General features: G+C 62.3%; 13 protein-coding genes. 7 read left to right on the forward strand and 6 right to left on the reverse strand.

Annotation, left to right across the window (positions count from 1 at the left end; all coding sequences use genetic code 11):
* Positions 1–245 precede the first annotated feature (245 nt).
* Positions 246–1,178, reverse strand: a complete 933-nt coding sequence (locus LIS66_RS23815; RefSeq protein ID WP_227973161.1) for an NAD-dependent epimerase/dehydratase family protein — start codon at positions 1,176–1,178, stop codon at positions 246–248.
* Entirely contained in the window at positions 1,171–2,055 is an 885-nt protein-coding gene (locus tag LIS66_RS23820) for a sugar nucleotide-binding protein (RefSeq protein ID WP_042610634.1), read from the reverse strand. Before LIS66_RS23820 ends, LIS66_RS23815 begins: the two co-directional genes overlap by 8 nt.
* Before the next feature lie 276 nt (positions 2,056–2,331).
* Between LIS66_RS23820 and LIS66_RS23825 the strand changes: the two genes are divergently transcribed.
* Positions 2,332–6,618 carry a DEAD/DEAH box helicase gene (locus LIS66_RS23825; RefSeq protein WP_227973162.1) on the forward strand — a complete coding sequence of 1,429 codons (4,287 nt, stop codon included), beginning with the start codon at positions 2,332–2,334 and terminating at the stop codon, positions 6,616–6,618.
* 115 nt (positions 6,619–6,733) lie between these two features.
* Here the strand turns inward: LIS66_RS23825 and LIS66_RS23830 are convergent, their stop codons facing one another.
* Positions 6,734–8,836: a mechanosensitive ion channel family protein gene (locus tag LIS66_RS23830; protein ID WP_227973163.1), complete on the reverse strand. Its 2,103-nt coding sequence runs from the start codon at positions 8,834–8,836 to the stop codon at positions 6,734–6,736.
* Positions 8,837–9,238: 402 nt separating this feature from the next.
* Between LIS66_RS23830 and LIS66_RS23835 the strand changes: the two genes are divergently transcribed.
* From LIS66_RS23835 to LIS66_RS23850, 4 genes are read left to right on the forward strand one after another with little or no spacing between them, the layout of a single operon-like run.
* Positions 9,239–10,165: a DUF72 domain-containing protein gene (locus LIS66_RS23835; protein WP_116658404.1), complete on the forward strand. Its 927-nt coding sequence runs from the start codon at positions 9,239–9,241 to the stop codon at positions 10,163–10,165.
* Positions 10,162–10,959 (forward strand): endonuclease/exonuclease/phosphatase family protein, encoded by a 798-nt coding sequence (locus tag LIS66_RS23840; protein WP_042610638.1) that lies wholly within the window; start codon positions 10,162–10,164, stop codon positions 10,957–10,959. The genes LIS66_RS23835 and LIS66_RS23840 overlap by 4 nt, the downstream gene beginning before the upstream one ends.
* Positions 10,956–12,230: a cardiolipin synthase ClsB gene (clsB, locus tag LIS66_RS23845; RefSeq protein ID WP_042610639.1), complete on the forward strand. Its 1,275-nt coding sequence runs from the start codon at positions 10,956–10,958 to the stop codon at positions 12,228–12,230. The genes LIS66_RS23840 and clsB overlap by 4 nt, the downstream gene beginning before the upstream one ends.
* Positions 12,227–13,213 (forward strand): lysylphosphatidylglycerol synthase domain-containing protein, encoded by a 987-nt coding sequence (locus LIS66_RS23850; RefSeq protein WP_227973164.1) that lies wholly within the window; start codon positions 12,227–12,229, stop codon positions 13,211–13,213. Before clsB ends, LIS66_RS23850 begins: the two co-directional genes overlap by 4 nt.
* A gap of 114 nt (positions 13,214–13,327) precedes the next feature.
* Here the strand turns inward: LIS66_RS23850 and LIS66_RS23855 are convergent, their stop codons facing one another.
* From LIS66_RS23855 to LIS66_RS23865, 3 genes are all read right to left on the reverse strand, one after another.
* On the reverse strand, positions 13,328–14,086 hold the full coding sequence (locus tag LIS66_RS23855) for an alpha/beta hydrolase family protein (RefSeq protein WP_083353669.1): 759 nt from the start codon (positions 14,084–14,086) through the stop codon (positions 13,328–13,330).
* Positions 14,076–15,185: a DUF3182 family protein gene (locus LIS66_RS23860; protein WP_116658405.1), complete on the reverse strand. Its 1,110-nt coding sequence runs from the start codon at positions 15,183–15,185 to the stop codon at positions 14,076–14,078. The genes LIS66_RS23855 and LIS66_RS23860 overlap by 11 nt, the downstream gene beginning before the upstream one ends.
* 300 nt (positions 15,186–15,485) lie before the next feature.
* On the reverse strand, positions 15,486–16,466 hold the full coding sequence (locus tag LIS66_RS23865) for a GlxA family transcriptional regulator (RefSeq protein ID WP_227973165.1): 981 nt from the start codon (positions 16,464–16,466) through the stop codon (positions 15,486–15,488).
* A gap of 101 nt (positions 16,467–16,567) precedes the next feature.
* On the opposite strand from LIS66_RS23865, the gene LIS66_RS23870 reads away from it, so the two are divergent.
* Both LIS66_RS23870 and LIS66_RS23875 read left to right on the forward strand, forming a co-directional pair.
* Positions 16,568–17,122 (forward strand): cysteine hydrolase family protein, encoded by a 555-nt coding sequence (locus tag LIS66_RS23870; protein WP_042610644.1) that lies wholly within the window; start codon positions 16,568–16,570, stop codon positions 17,120–17,122.
* Between the two features lie 230 nt (positions 17,123–17,352).
* The gene (locus LIS66_RS23875; RefSeq protein WP_227973166.1) at positions 17,353–17,934 is read left to right on the forward strand and encodes a YjfI family protein; all 582 of its coding nucleotides are present in this window, start codon (positions 17,353–17,355) and stop codon (positions 17,932–17,934) included.
* Positions 17,935–17,943 lie beyond the last annotated feature (9 nt).

Below are 17,943 nucleotides of genomic sequence, written 5' to 3' on the forward strand. Positions count from 1 at the left end.
GGGATAGCGATATTCCGGCCGTGAAAAAGGCGCCTGTTGCAGGGCGCCTTTTTCATTTGGTGCTGAGTCGCGTGGTGGGTTCGAGATCGGGGCCCCTCACCCCAGCCCTCTCCCGAGGGAGAGGGCGCCGATTTGTGTGTTGTTCAAAACCTGAGTTCGGCTCGGTATTTCAGGTCGGCGTACTTCTCACAAACACCTCAGTCAGTTCCCTCTCCCCCTGGGAGAGGGCTAGGGTGAGGGGCTTCTCAGGAGCGCCCAAGCAACCGCGCCAAGCCCACACTCATCGGCGTCTGCGCCGGCATTTCAAAGCGCTGCAGCAAGCGTCGGTTATCCGCCCGTGAATGGCGGATATCACCCGAACGTGCCGGCCCGTAACTCACGGGCGGCAGCTCGCCGACTACCGACTTCAACGCTTCGAGCATCTGCTTGAGGCTCATCGCCTGATTCCAGCCAACGTTGACCGCGCCTTCCTGCACTTCGGGCTTTTCAATCGCCTGCACCAGCAAATCGACCAGATCGCCGACATACAGGAAATCGCGGGTCTGCTCGCCATCGCCAAACACGGTGATCGGCAAACCTTTGGAGGCGCGTTCGCTGAAGATGCTGATCACCCCGGAGTACGGCGAGGACGGATCCTGGCGTGGGCCGAAGATGTTGAAGAAGCGAAAAATCGCCGGCTCCAGGCCATGCTGGCGACGATAAAAATCGAAGTACTGCTCACCGGCCAGTTTGTCCGACGCATACGGCGTCAGCGGGGCTTTCGGGGTGTCTTCGTCGATCGACTCGCCTTCGCCATTGTTGCCGTACACCGCCGCGCTGGAGGCGTACACCACACGCTTGACCCCGGCCAGACGCATGGCTTCGCAGACATTCAGGGTGCCGATGAAATTGCTCTGGTGGGTTTTCACCGGATCGTCCACCGAGGCCTGCACCGACGCCACGGCAGCCAGATGCGCGACAGCGCTGCAGCCCTGCATGGCGCGGGCCACCGATGCGGCATCGGCAACGTCACCAACCAGCAATTCGACCTTGGGATTGTCCAGCGGCAGGTTGCTGCGTTTTCCGGTCGACAGATCGTCGAGCACGCGCACCGAATAGCCCTTGGCGAGCAGGGCATCGGTCAGGTGCGAACCGATGAATCCGGCTCCGCCAGTGATTAAAACCGTTCCTTCAGCCATGTCGGTAGAACCTGTCCAGTAAGCCCGGGAGGGCGGCACGCCAGGCGCGCGGCTTGATCCCGAAAGTGTGGAGAATTTTCTTGCAGGCCAGTACTGCATGTTGTGGCTCTTCGGCAGCATCCGGGCGCGCGGCGTGTGCCTGCGCAGTCGGTGCTTCGATCGCCAGCGCGTGCAGGCTGCGTGCTTCGGTGAGAATCGCCTGGCCCAGCGCCAGCGGCGTGGTCGCTTCGTGGCCGGCGTAATGGTAAGTGCCCCACAGCGGCGCGGCGCAGTCGAGTTGCTTGAGTACGGAAATGATCACCCGCGCCGCGTCATCGACCGGCGTGGGGTTGCCGCGACGGTCATCGGCCAGCAGCAATTCTTCCGGTTTTTCCGCGCGGGCGAGAAAGCGTCCGAGAGTGCCGTCGGGGCTGTCGTCGAGCAGCCAGCCAAAGCGCAGCAGCACATGTTGCGGGCAGGTCGCACGCACGCTCTGTTCAATGCGCCACAAGGCCTGACCGCGCAGGCCCAGCGGCACCGGTTCGTCTTTTTCGCTGTAGGCCGTGGCCCGCGAGCCGTCGAATACCCGATAGCTCGACGGCTGCACGAGGACAATGTTGTGGTGCTGGCACAGTTCGGCCAGACGCTCGATGGCGCGTTCCTGGCCGGTCATGCGGCTTTCGCTGACGCTTTCGGCCTGGAACCAGTCGAAATAGTAGGCGAGGTTGATCAACGCATCGGGACGGGTGTCGTCGAGCAGTTGTGTGAGGCTCGCGGCATCCCAGCCGTTTTCGGGCGGGCGGGGGGCGAGGAAACCGATGTCTTCTTCCGCACCGAGGCGAATCAGCGCCTGCCCAAGGGCATTTCCGCCGCCCAGTAACATAAGGCGCATTCGCATAGAGTCAGCAGGCCCAGTCTGATTGGAACGATGGCTTTGACGACGGCACGCGTGGCGCCGTGGTCGATCATTGCCGGAATCGTTGCATTTTGCGGGTTTAGTGCGCAACCGTCACCCGTAAAGTGTAGATGCCGGGATTTGTATCGCCCCCACTGGTGCTATCGCGAGCAGGCTCACTCCTACAGGGGACCGCATTCCAAGGTGGGAGCGAGCCTGCTCGCGAAGGGGTCCGAACGGTACTTGCATCTTCCCGCCCCCGCCCGCATAACTTCTGTCATGAATCTGCCCCTCCCCGCCAACAGCGCTCTGGCAGGCTTTCACCCCGCCGTCAGCGCCTGGTTCAGCAAGACTTTCCCGGCGGTCACCGCCGCTCAGGCCCGTGCGTGGCCGTTGATCCAGCAGCGCCGGTCGACGCTGATCGCGGCGCCCACCGGCTCGGGGAAAACCCTGACCGCGTTTCTCGCCGTGCTCGATGAGCTTGTGCACCGCGGCCTCGAACACCCCGACGGCCTGCCCGCCGAAACCCTGGTGGTCTATGTCTCGCCGCTGAAAGCGCTGTCCAACGACATCCAGATCAACCTGCAGAATCCGCTGGCCGGCATTACCGCGCAATTGCGCGAACTGGGCCTGCCCGAGCTGACGATCACCACCGCCGTACGCACCGGCGACACGCCGCAAAAAGATCGCGCCGCCATGCGCAAGAACGCACCGCACATTCTGGTCACCACGCCGGAATCGCTGTACGTGCTGCTCGGCTCGGAATCCGGGCGCAAGATGCTCGGCACCACGCGCACGGTGATCATCGACGAAATCCATGCCATGGCCGCCGGCAAGCGCGGCAGTCATCTGTCCTTGAGCCTGGAGCGTTTGCAAACACTCTGCGCCGAGCCGCTGACCCGGATCGGCCTGTCCGCCACGCAGAAACCGGTGGAGGCGGTGGCACAGTTTCTGGTCGGTCACGAACTCCCCTGCGAAATCGTCGACATCGGCCACGCCCGCCCACGAGACCTGGGCATCGAGGTGCCACCGGTGCCGTTGTCGGCGGTGATGGCCACCGATGTCTGGGGACTGGTGTATGACCGCCTCGCCGAACTCGCTCGCGAGCACCGCACCACGCTGATTTTCGTCAACACCCGACGCCTCGCCGAACGCCTGAGCCGGCATCTGAGCGAACGCCTCGGCAAGCAGGCGGTGGCGGCGCACCACGGCAGCCTCGCCAAGGAGTTTCGCCTCGACGCCGAACAGCGCCTCAAGCGCGGTGAGTTGCAGGTACTGATCGCCACCGCGTCGCTGGAGCTGGGCATCGATATCGGTGAAGTCGACCTGGTCTGCCAGATCAGCTCGCCGCGTTCGATTGCCGCGTTTCTGCAACGGGTTGGCCGCTCTGGCCACCAGGTCGGCGGCACGCCCAAGGGCCGTCTGTTCGCCACCACCCGCGACGACCTGATCGAGTGCGCCGCTCTGCTCGACTGCGTGCGCCGGGGCGAGCTCGATACGCTGCACATCCCGGAAAAACCGCTCGACGTGCTGGCGCAGCAGATCATTGCCGAAGTCAGTTGCAAGGAATGGTCGGAGGACGCCTTGTTGGCGATGTTCCGTCGCGCCTGGCCTTACCGCGATGTCGACGAAAAACATTATCAGGCCCTGCTGAGCATGCTCGCCGAAGGGTACAACGGCCGTCAGGGCATCCGTAGCGCATACCTGCATCGCGACGTCGTCAATCGCACTTTGCGCGGCCGGCGCGGCGCGCAACTGACCGCCGTGACCAGTGGTGGCACCATCCCGGACAACGCCGACTACAGCGTGCTGCTCGAACCGCAGGGCTTGAGCATCGGCAGCGTCAACGAAGATTTCGCTGTGGAAAGTATCGCTGGCGACGTGTTCCAGCTCGGCAATACTTCGTACCGCATCCTGCGGGTGGAGAGCGGCAAGGTCCGCGTCGAGGATGCGCAGGGCATGCCACCGACCATTCCGTTCTGGCTCGGCGAAGCCCCGGGGCGCAGCGATGAACTGTCGGCCGCCGTCGCGCGCCTGCAAGGGCATCTGGATGAGCTGCTCAGCGCCAGCCCCGGTAATCTGCAACCGGCGTTCGACTGGCTGACCGCGACACTTGGCCTCAGCCTCGCCAGCGCCGAGCAACTGGTCGAATATCTCGCTCGCGCGCGGCAAACCCTCGGCGCCCTGCCCTCGCAGGACACGCTGTTGATGGAGCGGTTTTTCGACGAGTCCGGCGGCACCCAACTGATCATCCATACGCCGTTCGGCAGCCGCATCAACCGCGCCTGGGGCCTGGCCCTGCGCAAGCGTTTCTGCCGCACCTTCAACTTCGAGTTGCAGGCCGCCGCCAGCGAAGACGCGATCGTGCTGTCGCTGTCCACCAGTCACAGCTTCGAGCTTGATGAAGTCTGGCGTTATCTGCACAGTAATAGCGCCGAACACACGCTCATTCAGGCCGTGCTCGATGCGCCGTTATTCGGCGTGCGCTGGCGCTGGAATGCCGGGGTGGCGCTGGCGTTGCCGCGCTTTACCGGCGGACGCAAAGTCGCCCCGCAGCTGCAACGGATGAAAAGCGAAGACCTGATCGCCAGCGTGTTTCCCGACCAGATCGCCTGCCTGGAAAACCTCGCCGGCGAGCGCGAAGTCCCCGAGCACCCGCTGGTGGAACAGACCCTCGACGATTGCCTGCACGAAGCGATGGACAGCGAAGGCTGGCTGACCCTGCTGCGGCGCATGGAGCGTGGCGAGGTGCGGCTGATCAGCCGCGACCTGCCGGCACCGTCGCCGCTGGCGGCGGAAATCCTCAGCGCCCGGCCCTACACGTTTCTTGATGACGCGCCGCTGGAAGAACGGCGCACGCAAGCAGTGATCAACCGGCGCTGGAGCGATCCGCAATCGACCGACGACCTCGGCGCGCTGGACGCCGATGCGATCACGGCGGTGCGCGAAGAAGCCTGGCCGTCGCCCAATTCCATGGATGAAATGCACGAAGCACTGATGAGCCTTGCCTGCATCAGTGACGCCGAAGCGCGAGCCAACACGGCTTGGCTGGATTGGTTGCACGCGCTGATGGCCAGCGGGCGCGCCTGCCTACTGCGGATCGACGCCGAGCACCAGTTATGGCTGGCCCGCGAACGCTTGAGTTGCCTGCAGGCGCTTTATCCACAGGCCACGTTGGCGAGCGCAGCAGTGGCGCTACCCGGATTCGACGAGGCGTGGACATTCGATGAAGCGCTGGTCGAAGTGATCCGCGCCCGCCTCGGTGCCTTTGGGCCGACCCCTTTGCCAGCCATTGCCGAGCCGCTCGCCCTGCCCGCCGCGCAAGTGAGTCAGGCCCTCGCCCGACTGGAGCGTGAAGGTTACGTCTTGCGCGGGCAGTTCACGCCGAACAGCGCGATTGAAGAATGGTGCGAACGCCATCTGCTCGCGCGCATCCATCGCTACACGGTCAAGCGCCTGCGTCGGGAAATCGAACCGGTGGCGTTGCAGGACTTCACGCGCTTTCTATTCGACTGGCAGCATTTGTCACCGACCACCCAAGGTCAGGGCAGCGCAGTGTTGCCAGCGATTGTCGGCCAGTTCGAAGGTTACCCGGCGGCAGCTTCGGCGTGGGACAGCGACATCCTGCCGGCACGCCTCAAGGACTATTCGCCGAGCTGGCTGGATGAGCTGTGCCGCAACGGCAAACTGGTGTGGACGCGTATCAGCGCGCGACAGAAAGTCAGCGGCTCGGCATTGCGCAGCACGCCGATTGTCCTGCTGCCGCGCAGTCAGGTGGGTTTGTGGAGTGCGCTGGCTGAGCAAACCCCAGTGAGTGAGTTATCGCTGAAAACGCAGAAAGTCTTCGAGGCGCTGAGTCAGCATGGCGCGCTGTTTTTTGATGAGCTGATTCATGAAGCGCGCCTGCTGCGCAGCGAACTGGAAATCGCCCTGCAGGAACTGGTCGCCGCCGGGCTGGTGAATGCCGACAGCTTCGCCGGCCTGCGCGCGCTGATCACCCCGGCAAGCAAGCGTCAGCAGCGCAGCAGTCGACGCGGGCGCGGCGCGTTTATCGGCGGGATGGACGATGCCGGGCGCTGGGCGTTGCTGCGCCGTGGTTCGTCAGCAGACACAGCCGAGACGCTCGAACATGTGGCCATGACCCTGCTGCGCCGCTACGGCGTGGTGTTCTGGCGCTTGCTGGAACGAGAAGCAGACTGGCTGCCGAGCTGGCGGGAATTGCTGCGCACCTTCCATCGACTGGAAGCGCGGGGCGAGATTCGTGGCGGGCGCTTTGTCAGTGGTCTGGCGGGCGAGCAATTCGCGCTGCCGGAGGCGATTCCCCTATTGCGCGAAGTGCGCCGGCGCCCGCAGGACGGCAGCCTGGTGGCGGTATGTGGAGTTGATCCGCTGAACCTGGCGGGGACGCTGTTGCCCGGGGTGAAAGTGCCGGCGCTGGTGAGTAATCGGCTGGTGTATCGCGATGGCGTGCCCGTGGCGGCTGTGATTGCCGGCAAACAGCAGATCTGGGTGGAACTGGATCAAGTGGCCATGGAGCAGATAGGCCGGAAGTTGATCCGCAATTGAGGGCGTCTGTTGTGGCGCCATCGCGAGCAGGCTCACTCCTACATTCTGGAATGCATTACCCTGTAGGAGTGAGCCTGCTCGCGATGAGGCCGGGACATTCAACGCAGAGCTCAGATCAGGTCCGCGACTCCTGCGGCACCTCAGCCGCCACCACCGCCCCCTCCTGCTGCCGCTTCGGCAAAAAGACCTGCTGTGGATAAGTCTGCGCAAAATGCACATTCGCGGTGTTATCCACAAGCTTCTTCAAGCGCTGGTTGAACGCCCGGCTCACCGCATATTGCCCACCGGATACCGTGCGAAATTGCGCCGTCAGTACCACGCCGTTGAGATCCATCCTGTCCACCCCGAACACATCCAGCGGCCCTTGCAGGTTGTACTTGAGGAACGGGTCTTCGCGGATCGAATCGCCGGCCTCGCGGATCAGCTCGATGGCCTTGTCGACGTCGGTGTCGTAAGTGAACTGCACCGAGAAAAACGCGAAGGCAAACTGGCGTGATTGGTTGGTCACAGCCTTGATCTGACCGAATGGCACCGAGTGCACAAAACCCTTGCCGTCACGCAGGCGCAGGGTGCGGATGGTCAAGCCTTCGACAGTGCCGGCATGGCCGGAATCCAGCACCACCCAGTCGCCAATCGACAGGGTGTCTTCGATGATGATGAACAGCCCGGTGATCACATCCTGCACCAGTTGCTGCGAACCGAAACCGATCGCCAGACCGACCACACCGGCACCAGCCAGAAGCGGCGCGACGTTGATGCCAAGATTGGCCATGGTAGTGATCGCGCAGATCACCACGAGGATGATTTTGATCGCATTGCGCAACAACGGCAGGATGGTTTTCACCCGCGTGCTCGGCTGGCGTGCCGCGCGTTTGCTGACCGGCGGTTTCAGCGCTTCCTGAATCGCCGTGTCGAGCACGACCCACAGCAACCACGTCACCAGGAAGATCAGGCCGATACTGCTCAAGGCATTGCTGATCGCCCGGCCCACCGTGCTGCTCTGGGCGAAATCGAGCAATGACACGCCCCAGATCCGCCCGAGAATATCGATGAACACAATCGCCATGACGATGCGCAGCAACGCGTGCAACAGGCTGAGAAAGCGTTCCTTGTAGGCACTGCTGCGCTGGAGCGCCTCGGCCTTGCGCGACTTGAACAGGTGCTGCAACACGGTGCTGAGAAATACTGTGGCGATCAGCAGCACGGTGGTGAACAAGGCGCAGCGCAGGGCTTTCTGATTGTCCTCGCCGATGCCGATCAGACTGACCGCCGAGACCAGCACCATCAGCACGATCGGCCAGTACCACAACCCGGAAAATATCCGCAGCGACTCTTGCAGCGACGGTTGTTTCAAACGCTGGGCCAACGGGCGATTGCGGATCAGATGGGCCACCGGCCGGCGCAGGCGGATCACCAGCAAACCGAAAATCACCGAGGCGATCAGCCCGGTGAACACGGCGATACTGCTGGTGATATTGCCGCCCAGTTGCCGGGCGATCTGCGGGCTGGTCAGGGCATCACTGAGAGCAGCGAGAAAACCGATCAGGAACAGCGGTCGCGGACAGTATTCACGGATGATTCGCGCGGCGGTGCGTTTGTGGCCGACGTTGAACATCACCACGACGCACAACAACATCGACGTGGAAAAGATACCGCTGCTGGTGGCGTAGGCCAGACATAGCGCCAGCGCGCGCCCCACCGAACCTTGAAGAAAATGGCTGACATACAGCGTCAGCGGCAGGCAGATCAGTGCCGGCACGGTGTACGGCAGCACATAGCCGAGCAGGTCCTGACTGCGCTGGCGAGTGCGCAACCAGCGCCCTTCGCGCAGACGCTTGGCCAGCAGACTGCCAAGCACGGTCAACAGGGCGAAACTGCCCAGCCACACACCCGACAGCGTGAGGAAATCCCCGGCCACGCTCCAGCCCGAACGGTTCGACGGCTGCTTGACCAGCCGATCGACCTCATCCGCCGCGCGGTCGGCACGCAGGCGCCAGGCATCAACCAGATGTTCATTGAGGTCGAGTTTTTCCTGCACGTCGTCAATGCTCGAACTGATCGCCCCGAGCAGACCGCCCTGCACCAGCGGTTCCGGTTCGGCGGGCTTTTCCGCCGTGTCAGCGGGAGCCGGAACGCCCGGCAGCGCGGCGGCCTGCGATGTGTTGACGCCGAAGCACAACAGCGCTCCCAGCAGAATGGCGATCCTGAAATTGCGCAAAACTCCGGTCTCCCGTGGCTGAACAACCTGTAAGGAACTGATCGGTAATTGCGCGGCAAGTTCAAGAGCCCCCTCACCCCAGCCCTCTCCCCCAGGAGAGGGAGCCGACCGAGTTGCATGACCAAACTCACCAACTGCACGTCTTGAGTCGGACTCAAGTCCTGAAGACCATGAAGATCTGCTCCCTTCACAGTCGTACGCGATTTCAGGAGACATGAAGATCTGCTCCCTTCCCCCTCGCCCCATTGGGGGAGAGGGCTGGGGTGAGGGGGTAAGCTTTTGATCTTTGCTTTAAACGCGATCACGACAGGCGACCGTCCGTAACACCACCGAAACTTTCCCGCCCCCGGCGCAGTCATCACAGAACATCGGCAACACGAGGACTTTCTACGGGAGGATGGGATGGCGACGATTCACATCGGTATTTCAGGCTGGCGCTACGCCCCGTGGCGCGGGGATTTCTACCCGAAGGGACTGGCGCAGAAGCGCGAATTGCAGTTCGCCTCCCGCGCGGTCAACAGCATTGAAATCAATGGATCGTTCTACGCCCTGCAACGACCCGAACGTTACGCCCAGTGGTACGCCGAAACCCCCGATGACTTCGTATTCAGCGTCAAGGCGCCGCGCTTCATCACCCACGTGCGCCGCCTGCGCGACATCGAAAAGCCGCTGGCGAATTTCTTTGCCTCAGGCGTGCTGGAGCTGAAGGAAAAACTCGGGCCGATCCTTTGGCAGTTTCCGCCGAACTTCAAATTCGACGCCGAGCGCTTCGACCAGTTTCTTGCGCAACTGCCCCACGATACCCAAGCCGCAGCCGCCCTCGCCCGCCAGCACGATTCGCATCTGCCCGGCCATGCCAGCGTCAAAGCCTGGCGCAAGAAGCCGCTGCGCCATGCGGTGGAAATCCGTCATGAAAGTTTCATCGACCCGCAATTCGTGCGCCTGCTCAAACGCTACAACACCGCACTGGTCATTGCCGACACCGCCGGCAAATGGCCGTACCGCGAAGACCTCACCAGCGACTTCGTCTATCTGCGCCTGCACGGTGCTGAAGAGCTCTACGCCAGCGGCTATTCCGAACAAGCACTCAAGCGCTGGGCCGAGCGCATCGACGCCTGGCATCACGGCAAACAGCCGGAGGACGCACATCTGATAGCCCCACGCCTGAAACCCCGCGCACGCAAATCCCGTGAAGTGTTCTGCTACTTCGACAACGACATCAAAGTCCGCGCGCCCTACGACGCCCGCAATCTGTTGCAGCGCTTCGACCTCGACAAAGACCTCGCCACAACTCCCGGGCAAGTCGCCGCTGAAGGAGTTCTGTCATGAGCATTCCCGAACCGGTCGGTTTTACCGACGAAGGCTCCGTGGTCTCACCCTCGGTGCGTACCTTCACTGTCCTGACGGTCAACACCCACAAAGGCTTCACCGCGCTGAACCGGCGTTTCATTCTGCCGGAGCTGCGTGAAGCGGTGCGCAGCGTCGCCGCCGACGTGGTGTTTCTGCAGGAAGTCCACGGCACCCACGAGCAGCATCCGAAACGCTACGACAACTGGCCGACGATGCCGCAATACGAATTCCTCGCCGACAGCCTCTGGCCGCAGTTCGCCTACGGGCGCAACGCGGTGTACCCGGCCGGCGACCACGGCAATGCACTGCTGTCGAAATTCCAGATCATCCGCCACGACAACCTCGACGTGTCGATCAGCGGCCATGAAAACCGTGGCCTGCTGCATTGCGTGCTGCGCCTGCCCGGAGACGGCACCGAGGTGCATGCGATCTGCGTGCATCTGGGCCTGCGCGAAAGCCATCGCAATGCACAACTGGATCTGCTGCTGCAACGTCTCGCCGAATTGCCCGCCGATGCGCCGGTGATTGTCGCCGGCGACTTCAATGACTGGCGCCAGCGCGCCGATGCGCAGCTCAAGCCGTGTGGCCTGCGCGAAGTATTCGCCGAACACCACGGCAAACCGGCGCGCAGCTTTCCCGCGCGACTGCCAGCGCTGCGGCTCGACCGCATCTACGTGCGCAACCTCAAGGCCAGCCGGCCGAAAGTTTTGACCAACCGGCCCTGGTCGCACCTTTCCGACCACGCACCGTTATCGGTGGAGATTGAACTATGAACAGTGCGCCACTGGAAAAATCCGCCGTCGAACCGGTCACGCTGAACCCGCCGGTGCGCGAGCCCGGCCACGTTGACGTCGAGTATCAATGGCACAGCAACAACCGCGTAGAACTGCTGGAGAACGGCGAGGAATATTTCCCCCGCGTGTTCGAAGCGATGCGCGCGGCCAAGAGCGAAATTCTGCTGGAGACCTTCATCGTTTTCGAAGACAAGGTCGGCGCCGAGTTGCAGCAGATCCTCATCGAAGCCGCCCAGCGTGGCGTGCGCACCACGGTCAGCCTCGACGGCTTCGGCTGCGGCGAGCTGAGCACTGGCTATCTGTCAGCATTGAGCGATGCCGGCGTGCATCTGCAGATCTTCGATCCAGCGCCCAAGCACCTGGGCATCCGCACCAACTGGTTTCGCCGTTTGCACCGCAAGATCGTGGTGGTCGACGGTTTGATCGCGTTCATTGGCGGGATCAATTTTTCCGGCGATCATTTGGCCGATTTCGGCCCTGAAGCCAAGCAGGATTATTCGGTGGAGATCCAGGGCCCCGTGGTCGCCGATATCCATCACTTCGCCCTGCTGCAAAGCGGTCGTCCGGGACGCGCGCGGTTCTGGTGGCAGCGCCGGCGCCAGCGTCTGGCGGAAATGGCTTTCACCGATCACGACGGCCAGGTACGGCTGGTGTTCCGCGATAACGATCAACACAACACCGATATCGAAGACGTTTATCTGCAGGTTCTGCGCAAGGCCAAGCGCCGGGTGATCATCGCCAATGCCTACTTCTTCCCCGGCTACCGTTTGCTGCGCGAAATCCGCAACGCCGCCCGCCGAGGCGTCGATGTGCGGCTGATCCTGCAGGGCCAGCCGGACATGCTCGTCGCGAAACTGGCAGCGCGCATGACCTACGATTATCTGCTGCGCGCCGGCGTGCAGATTCATGAATATTGCCAACGCCCGCTGCACGGCAAAGTCGCGCTGGTCGACGATGACTGGAGCACCGTGGGCTCGAGCAATCTCGACCCGCTGAGCCTGTCGCTGAATCTGGAAGCCAACGTGCTCATCCGCGACCGCGCCTTCAATCAGCACCTGTACGAACGCCTCGAAGACCTCAGCCAGAACCACTGCAAGGCCATGGACGCCAAGCTGTTGCCGCGTGGACGGATCTGGCACATGACTGTGGGCTTTCTGGTGTTCCACTTCCTGCGGCACTTCCCGGCCATGGCCGGTTGGCTGCCGGCGCATAAACCGCGTCTGAAGCCTTTCCGAGGTGCGCGTCCATGAGTCATTCCGAAGTCCATTCCGATAGCCATTCGGCACCCGCGGCGCCGTCGAAATGGAGCCGCTGGAAACGTCCGCTGACCCTCCTGTTTTTCCTCGCGCTGATCGTCCTGCTGACGATGTTCGCCACGCGCATCGAATGGGCCGAGGTGCTGGAAACCCTCGCCGATTTCAAGGTGCGCACGCTGATCATCGCTGCCAGCCTGACCCTGCTGAGCTTTCTGGTGTACGCCAGTTTCGACCTGATCGGCCGCACCTACATTCGTCAGGACCTGACGTGGAAGCAGATCCTGCCGGTGGGCATCATCAGCTACGCCTTCAACCTCAACCTCAGCGCCTGGGTCGGCGGCATCGCCATGCGTTATCGGCTGTATTCCCGGCTCGGCGTAAGCAAGGGCAACATTGCCAAGATCCTCGGCCTGAGCCTGGCGACCAACTGGTTCGGCTACATGACCATCGCCGGCGTAGTCTTCAGCAGTGGGCTGGTGCGCATGCCGCCAGGCTGGAAACTCAGCAGTGACGCGCTGCAACTGGTGGGTGCGTTGTTGCTGTTGGTCAGTGCCGGGTACCTGGCGGCGTGTCAGTTTTCCAAGCGCCGCGAGTGGTCGATACGCGGCGTGGAAATCAACCTGCCGTCGCTGCGCATGGCGGTCCTGCAATTGCTGTTGGGCGCCTTGAACTGGTCGCTGATGGCGGCGGTGATCTTCACTTTGCTGCCAAGCAAACTGGATTATCCGCTGGTGCTGGGCGTGCTGTTGATCAGCGCGATCGCCGGGGTCATCACGCACATTCCAGCAGGGCTGGGTGTCCTTGAAGCGGTGTTTGTCGCGCTGCTGCAGCACGAAGCGTCGCGCGGCAGTCTGGTGGCGGGATTGCTGGCGTATCGGGCGATTTATTTTCTGTTGCCGCTGCTGATTACGGTGGTGATGTATCTGGTGGTGGAGGCCAAGGCCAAGGCGCTGCGGATTGAGAAGAAACCGTCCTGAGAGAGTTGTTGAATGGGAAATTGCAATCGCGAGCAGGCTCACTCCTACAGGGGGAACGCATTCCAAAAGTAGGAGTGAGCCTGCTCGCGATAGCGTCCGCAAGACCACCGAAAATCATCTGGATTGGATAATGCTCAACCGCTCCCCCACTACCATCTCGGTAATCCAGTCCACCAGGATCGACGTGTAGGCCTGCTGCGACACCGGATCACTCAATGCGTGATCGGCGCCATCGATGATCCGGTGCGTCAACGAGTGAGTCTGCTGACACGCTGCGCGGTAACTCATGATCGTCGCGTGAGGTACGAAGTCGTCGGTTTCCGATTCCACCAGCAGCACGTCACCGGTGAATTGCGAACAGGCGTGCAGGGCGCGATTGCTGTCGGCACGCACCAGCGTATTGCGATAATCGCGCAGGTCGGCCTTGTCCAGATCGCGCTTGGGCGTGTGCCACTGTTCATCGCGGTACAGCGCCGGCACGCGCAGCGCCAGCCAGCGCACCGGGCGCAATGAGGTCAGGATCGAAGCCAGATAACCGCCATAACTGGTGCCGACCACGGCGATCGCCGAGGTGTCGAGGGCCGGGTGCGCCAGCAGGCGATCATAGGCTGCCAGCAAGTCACGCAGATTATCCTCACGGGTCACCCGGGACAGGGGAATGCCGGTGCCGCCGGTATGCCCGCGCAGGTCGAAGGTCAGGCATACGCAACCCAGGCCGGCAATGCCTTTGGCCCGTTCCAGATCGCGCTCCTGACTGCCGCCCCAACCATGGACGAACAACACCCCCGGGACTTTCGATTTGGGACTGAGAAAAGTCCCGCTCATCTGTTCGTCATCGATGTCGATTTGAATGCTTTCGCTTCTAGCCGTCATAGGATTGGACCGTCACATATTTGAGAAGAAACGCGCTGTTTTCCGCCGGGCCGCGATAGACCTCGATGGCGTCCGCCGGCAGCGCCTGATCGATATAGGTTTCAACCGACGACACGCGGATGGCGCGCATCTGTGGATCGTTGACGAAGCTTTGCAGCGCGGCCACTTCAGCACTGCTGGCGCCGCCCATGCGCCAGGATTGTTCGAGCACGCCGCTGCGCTGGTTGCCGTCGGCGTCCAGGCCTTGGGCGATATCGTAATTGCGCCGCGAGGCGAAGAAGCGTGGGTAGGCTTCGTCAGCAGCGCTGTCGAATACCTGCGCCTGTTCGATGGCCAGGCGCACATCATCGGGCAGATCCAGCGCGAGCAATTGGTCATAGCCGCCCTGCACCACCAGCAGGTTCGAACCGCCGTAGACCTCTTCGCCATGACCGTCCTCGGTCAAGTATTGATCACCGCAGTAACTCAAGACCTTGCCGCCGATAAACGACTGGCCGACGCTATGGGTGACCACGTTGCGCAAGTCCTGCTCCAGCACTACGCCGTCACTGAACAAGCTTTGTGCTTCGGGGCGCGCGAGGATTTCATCGAACGCGTCGAGGCTCTTGATCACTTCCTGGCCGCGACCGGCGCAGGCGTGAATCGGCTTCAAGCGAATCGGCCCGGCGTACAGCAGATGCTCGGCGGCGGGCCGCGCATCTTCCAGGGCGAATACGCTGAGACCATCAAGTACGACGTTGCGCACCCGCTCCGAGAACAGCGGCGACCAGCCCTGCGGCGCCTGCGCCAGATGGCTGCGCAGGCCGTGGCTGATGGCTTTGGTGCAGATGAAATCGTATTCGACGTAGCCGCCCCACAAGTCATCAGGGCCTTTGATGCCCAGCGCTTGAGCATGGGCGGCGCCGACGATGGTTTGCGTCGGCAGCAGGTACAGTTCGCGGCCTGAATGTTTCGCCGGATCGTAACTGCCGCCGAATTTGCAGCCGAGAATCTGCGCCAGCCAGCGCGCCAGGGCCTTGTTGGTCTCGACTTCATGTTGCGGCGCCTCGGCACGCACCGAATGGGCCACGACGATTTTCTTGCTGGGTGTCGGGGTCATGCGTTCCCCTTGCATCAGTCGATGGGTTCACTCACGGAAATTGCAGAGATCAGGCCAATCATCGATCTCAACAAACCGCCCGGTAATCGGGTGTTTGCCGCCGAAGTGCTGGCATCGCGCCTGTTTCAAACTGCACGACAGCGGGTAAAACTCCGGCAAATTGCACGATCCCGCGCCTCAGCCCATTCCCTGTAGGAGTGAGCCTGCTCGCGATAGCGGTGGATCAGTCACCATTCGTGTTGAATGAGATACCGCTATCGCGAGCAGGCTCACTCCTACAGTAGTTCATCGTTGCCTGGGCTATCGCGTCAGGCCGAACCTTGCGCGGTAATCACTTGGCCCCAGCCCGGTGATCTTCTTGAAGATCGCGCGAAACGCGCCTGGATCCTGATAGCCCACCGTCCAGGCAATGTGATCGATCGTGCCATTGGTGAATTCGAGCATTTCCCGCGCCTTGCCCACCCGCAGGTGCTGGCAATACTCGGTCGGTTTCAAGCCTGTCGCGGCGCGGAATCGGCGTAGAAATGTGCGCTCTTCCAGTCCCGCGCGCTCGGCCATCGCCGCCAGCGAAACCTCCGTCGCCCCGGTGCTTTGCAGCCAGTGCTGGACCTTGAGAATGGCCGCGTCGCCATGACTGAGGATCGGTGCGAAATTGCTTCCGCATTCACTGGCGCTGTCGCTGTGTTCCATCACCAGAAAACGCGCGGTTGCGGTGGCGATGCTCGGGCCGAGCAAGCGATCGACCAGGCGCAATCCCAGTTCCGACCAGGCCATCAGCCCGGCCGTGGTGATCAGGTCGCCGTCGTCGACAATCGGCGTGTCGGCCTTCAGTTTGATGTGCGGATAACGCTCGGCGAACGCCTGGGCCGAGGTCCAGTGGGTGGTGGCGCTGCGCCCGTCGAGCAAGCCGCTTTCGGCCAGCATCAACGAGCCTACGCAGACGCCACCGAGGGTTGCGCCGCCTGCATGCTGATCGCGCAGCCATTGCGTCAGGCTCGCGGTCATCTGCGCTGCATCGAACCCGCCGAGGGACGGCGGAATCAGCACGGCAAGCAAAGCGTCCTCGGTACCCGGATGACTGTCATAGACCCGCGCCGGCAACTGCTCGCCTGCAACCTGCCAGTGACTGACCCGCAGCACGGGCAACCGCGCAGCCTGATGCTCGGCGGCGATACGGTTGGCCACCGCGAACAGATCGGTCAGACCGTGCACCGCCGCCAGTTGCGCGCCGGGGTAGATCAGCACGCCCAGCTCAGCGGTGGCGGCTCTTTGTGCAGCCATTGTCAGTTTTCCCCCGTCTATTGTCGGTGCGGCCAATCCTCGGATCCTCGGCCAGCGTCAATACTGAGGCCACACCCAATCACCGTCTCGAGGACAATCCCATGGCCAAGCAAGCGCTCATCGTAGTCGATATCCAGAACGACTACTTCCCCCAAGGCAAGTGGCCGCTGGTCGGCGCCGACGCCGCTGCCGACAACGCCGCGCGGCTGATCGCAGCCTTTCGCGAAGCGGGCGATTCCGTGGTGCACATTCGTCACGAATTCACCTCCGACGATGCACCGTTTTTCACTCCCGGCTCCGAGGGCGCCGAACTGCATCCGAAGGTGCGCAACCGCGCCAACGAGCCGGTGGTACTCAAGCACTTCGTCAACTCGTTCCGCGAAACCGAACTGAAATCGGTGCTCGACGAACAAGGCATCACTGACCTGGTGGTGATCGGCAGCATGAGCCATATGTGCATCGATGGCATCACCCGCGCGGCGGCGGACATGGGTTACGGCGTTACGGTGATACACGATGCCTGCGCCAGCCGTGATCTCGAATTCAATGGCCTGACGGTGCCGGCCGCCCAAGTGCACGCAGCCTTCATGTCGGCGCTGAGTTTCGCCTACGCCACTGTCGTTTCGACTGACCAATTCCTGCACAGCAACGCCTAGCAACAACTGCACAACCCAAAGGCCCGCCGCGTTGCGGGCCTTTTTGCGTCTGTCATGAAAATCTCACGCGTGAGTCATTGATGGCACTTTGCATTGGTTGTAGTGTGGCCCACGCGTGAGATGCTCATAACCGGATTCCAGCCATGACAAGCCGCACTCCGACGCCTGCCGCAGCCAGCCCCAGGGGCGAGCGTGCCAGGACGTCAGCGAAAAAACCCTCGAGCATCTACATGAAGCAGATGCGCGCAGGCCTGGCCGCAGCCGGTTATGTGAAACACGAGACTTGGGTGCTTCCGGAAAACCGAAGCTTGCTCAAGCAAATGGAGCAACAGCTACGCCAACCGATCCTGGCTGGCTCTTTCATGTCGGAGAAATACATGAGCGCAGGCAACAACTGGACCATCGATAGCCTCTTCAATGCCCTCAAGGCGCTGGACGAGGTGGCTTCGCAAGAGATCACGCTGTCGCTGATCCAGAGCTCCGAGCCGAGCATCAAGCTGGAAATGAACGAATTCGGCGGCCTGCCGATTCACATCGCCCTGGCCGGCCAGCAGATCATCGTCGACACCGTGCTGGTGGACATTGACTCGATCAGCAACGTCCAGGCGTTCAACGATGCCGTGCTGCGCAGCCGCGAGATGTTCCCGCTGTCGTCGATAGGTATCGAGTCGATGCCCAACGGGCAGACCGTCTACAACATGTTCGGCGCCCTCAGCGCTGATTCGAGCCTGACCAACGTGGTCACCGAGGTGAAAACCCTGGTCGACAACGTGCAGCGCGCCAGCGAAGCCTTCGAACACTTCTTCAAGTAATCAACAGGG

It is taken from the genome of Pseudomonas sp. HN2, assembly GCF_020736465.1.
GTDB classification, from domain to species: Bacteria; Pseudomonadota; Gammaproteobacteria; order Pseudomonadales; family Pseudomonadaceae; genus Aquipseudomonas; species Aquipseudomonas moraviensis_A.

What these genes read in the sequence shown, in the direction of transcription:
- LIS66_RS23815 (WP_227973161.1), bottom strand. Translation starts at nt 1,178, where the DNA reads ATGGCTGAAGGAACGGTTTTAATCACTGGCGGAGCCGGATTCATCGGT.
- LIS66_RS23820 (WP_042610634.1), bottom strand. Translation starts at nt 2,055, where the DNA reads ATGCGAATGCGCCTTATGTTACTGGGCGGCGGAAATGCCCTTGGGCAG.
- LIS66_RS23825 (WP_227973162.1), top strand. Translation starts at nt 2,332, where the DNA reads ATGAATCTGCCCCTCCCCGCCAACAGCGCTCTGGCAGGCTTTCACCCC.
- LIS66_RS23835 (WP_116658404.1), top strand. Translation starts at nt 9,239, where the DNA reads ATGGCGACGATTCACATCGGTATTTCAGGCTGGCGCTACGCCCCGTGG.
- LIS66_RS23840 (WP_042610638.1), top strand. Translation starts at nt 10,162, where the DNA reads ATGAGCATTCCCGAACCGGTCGGTTTTACCGACGAAGGCTCCGTGGTC.
- clsB (WP_042610639.1), top strand. Translation starts at nt 10,956, where the DNA reads ATGAACAGTGCGCCACTGGAAAAATCCGCCGTCGAACCGGTCACGCTG.
- LIS66_RS23850 (WP_227973164.1), top strand. Translation starts at nt 12,227, where the DNA reads ATGAGTCATTCCGAAGTCCATTCCGATAGCCATTCGGCACCCGCGGCG.
- LIS66_RS23855 (WP_083353669.1), bottom strand. Translation starts at nt 14,086, where the DNA reads ATGACGGCTAGAAGCGAAAGCATTCAAATCGACATCGATGACGAACAG.
- LIS66_RS23860 (WP_116658405.1), bottom strand. Translation starts at nt 15,185, where the DNA reads ATGACCCCGACACCCAGCAAGAAAATCGTCGTGGCCCATTCGGTGCGT.
- LIS66_RS23865 (WP_227973165.1), bottom strand. Translation starts at nt 16,466, where the DNA reads ATGGCTGCACAAAGAGCCGCCACCGCTGAGCTGGGCGTGCTGATCTAC.
- LIS66_RS23870 (WP_042610644.1), top strand. Translation starts at nt 16,568, where the DNA reads ATGGCCAAGCAAGCGCTCATCGTAGTCGATATCCAGAACGACTACTTC.
- LIS66_RS23875 (WP_227973166.1), top strand. Translation starts at nt 17,353, where the DNA reads ATGAAGCAGATGCGCGCAGGCCTGGCCGCAGCCGGTTATGTGAAACAC.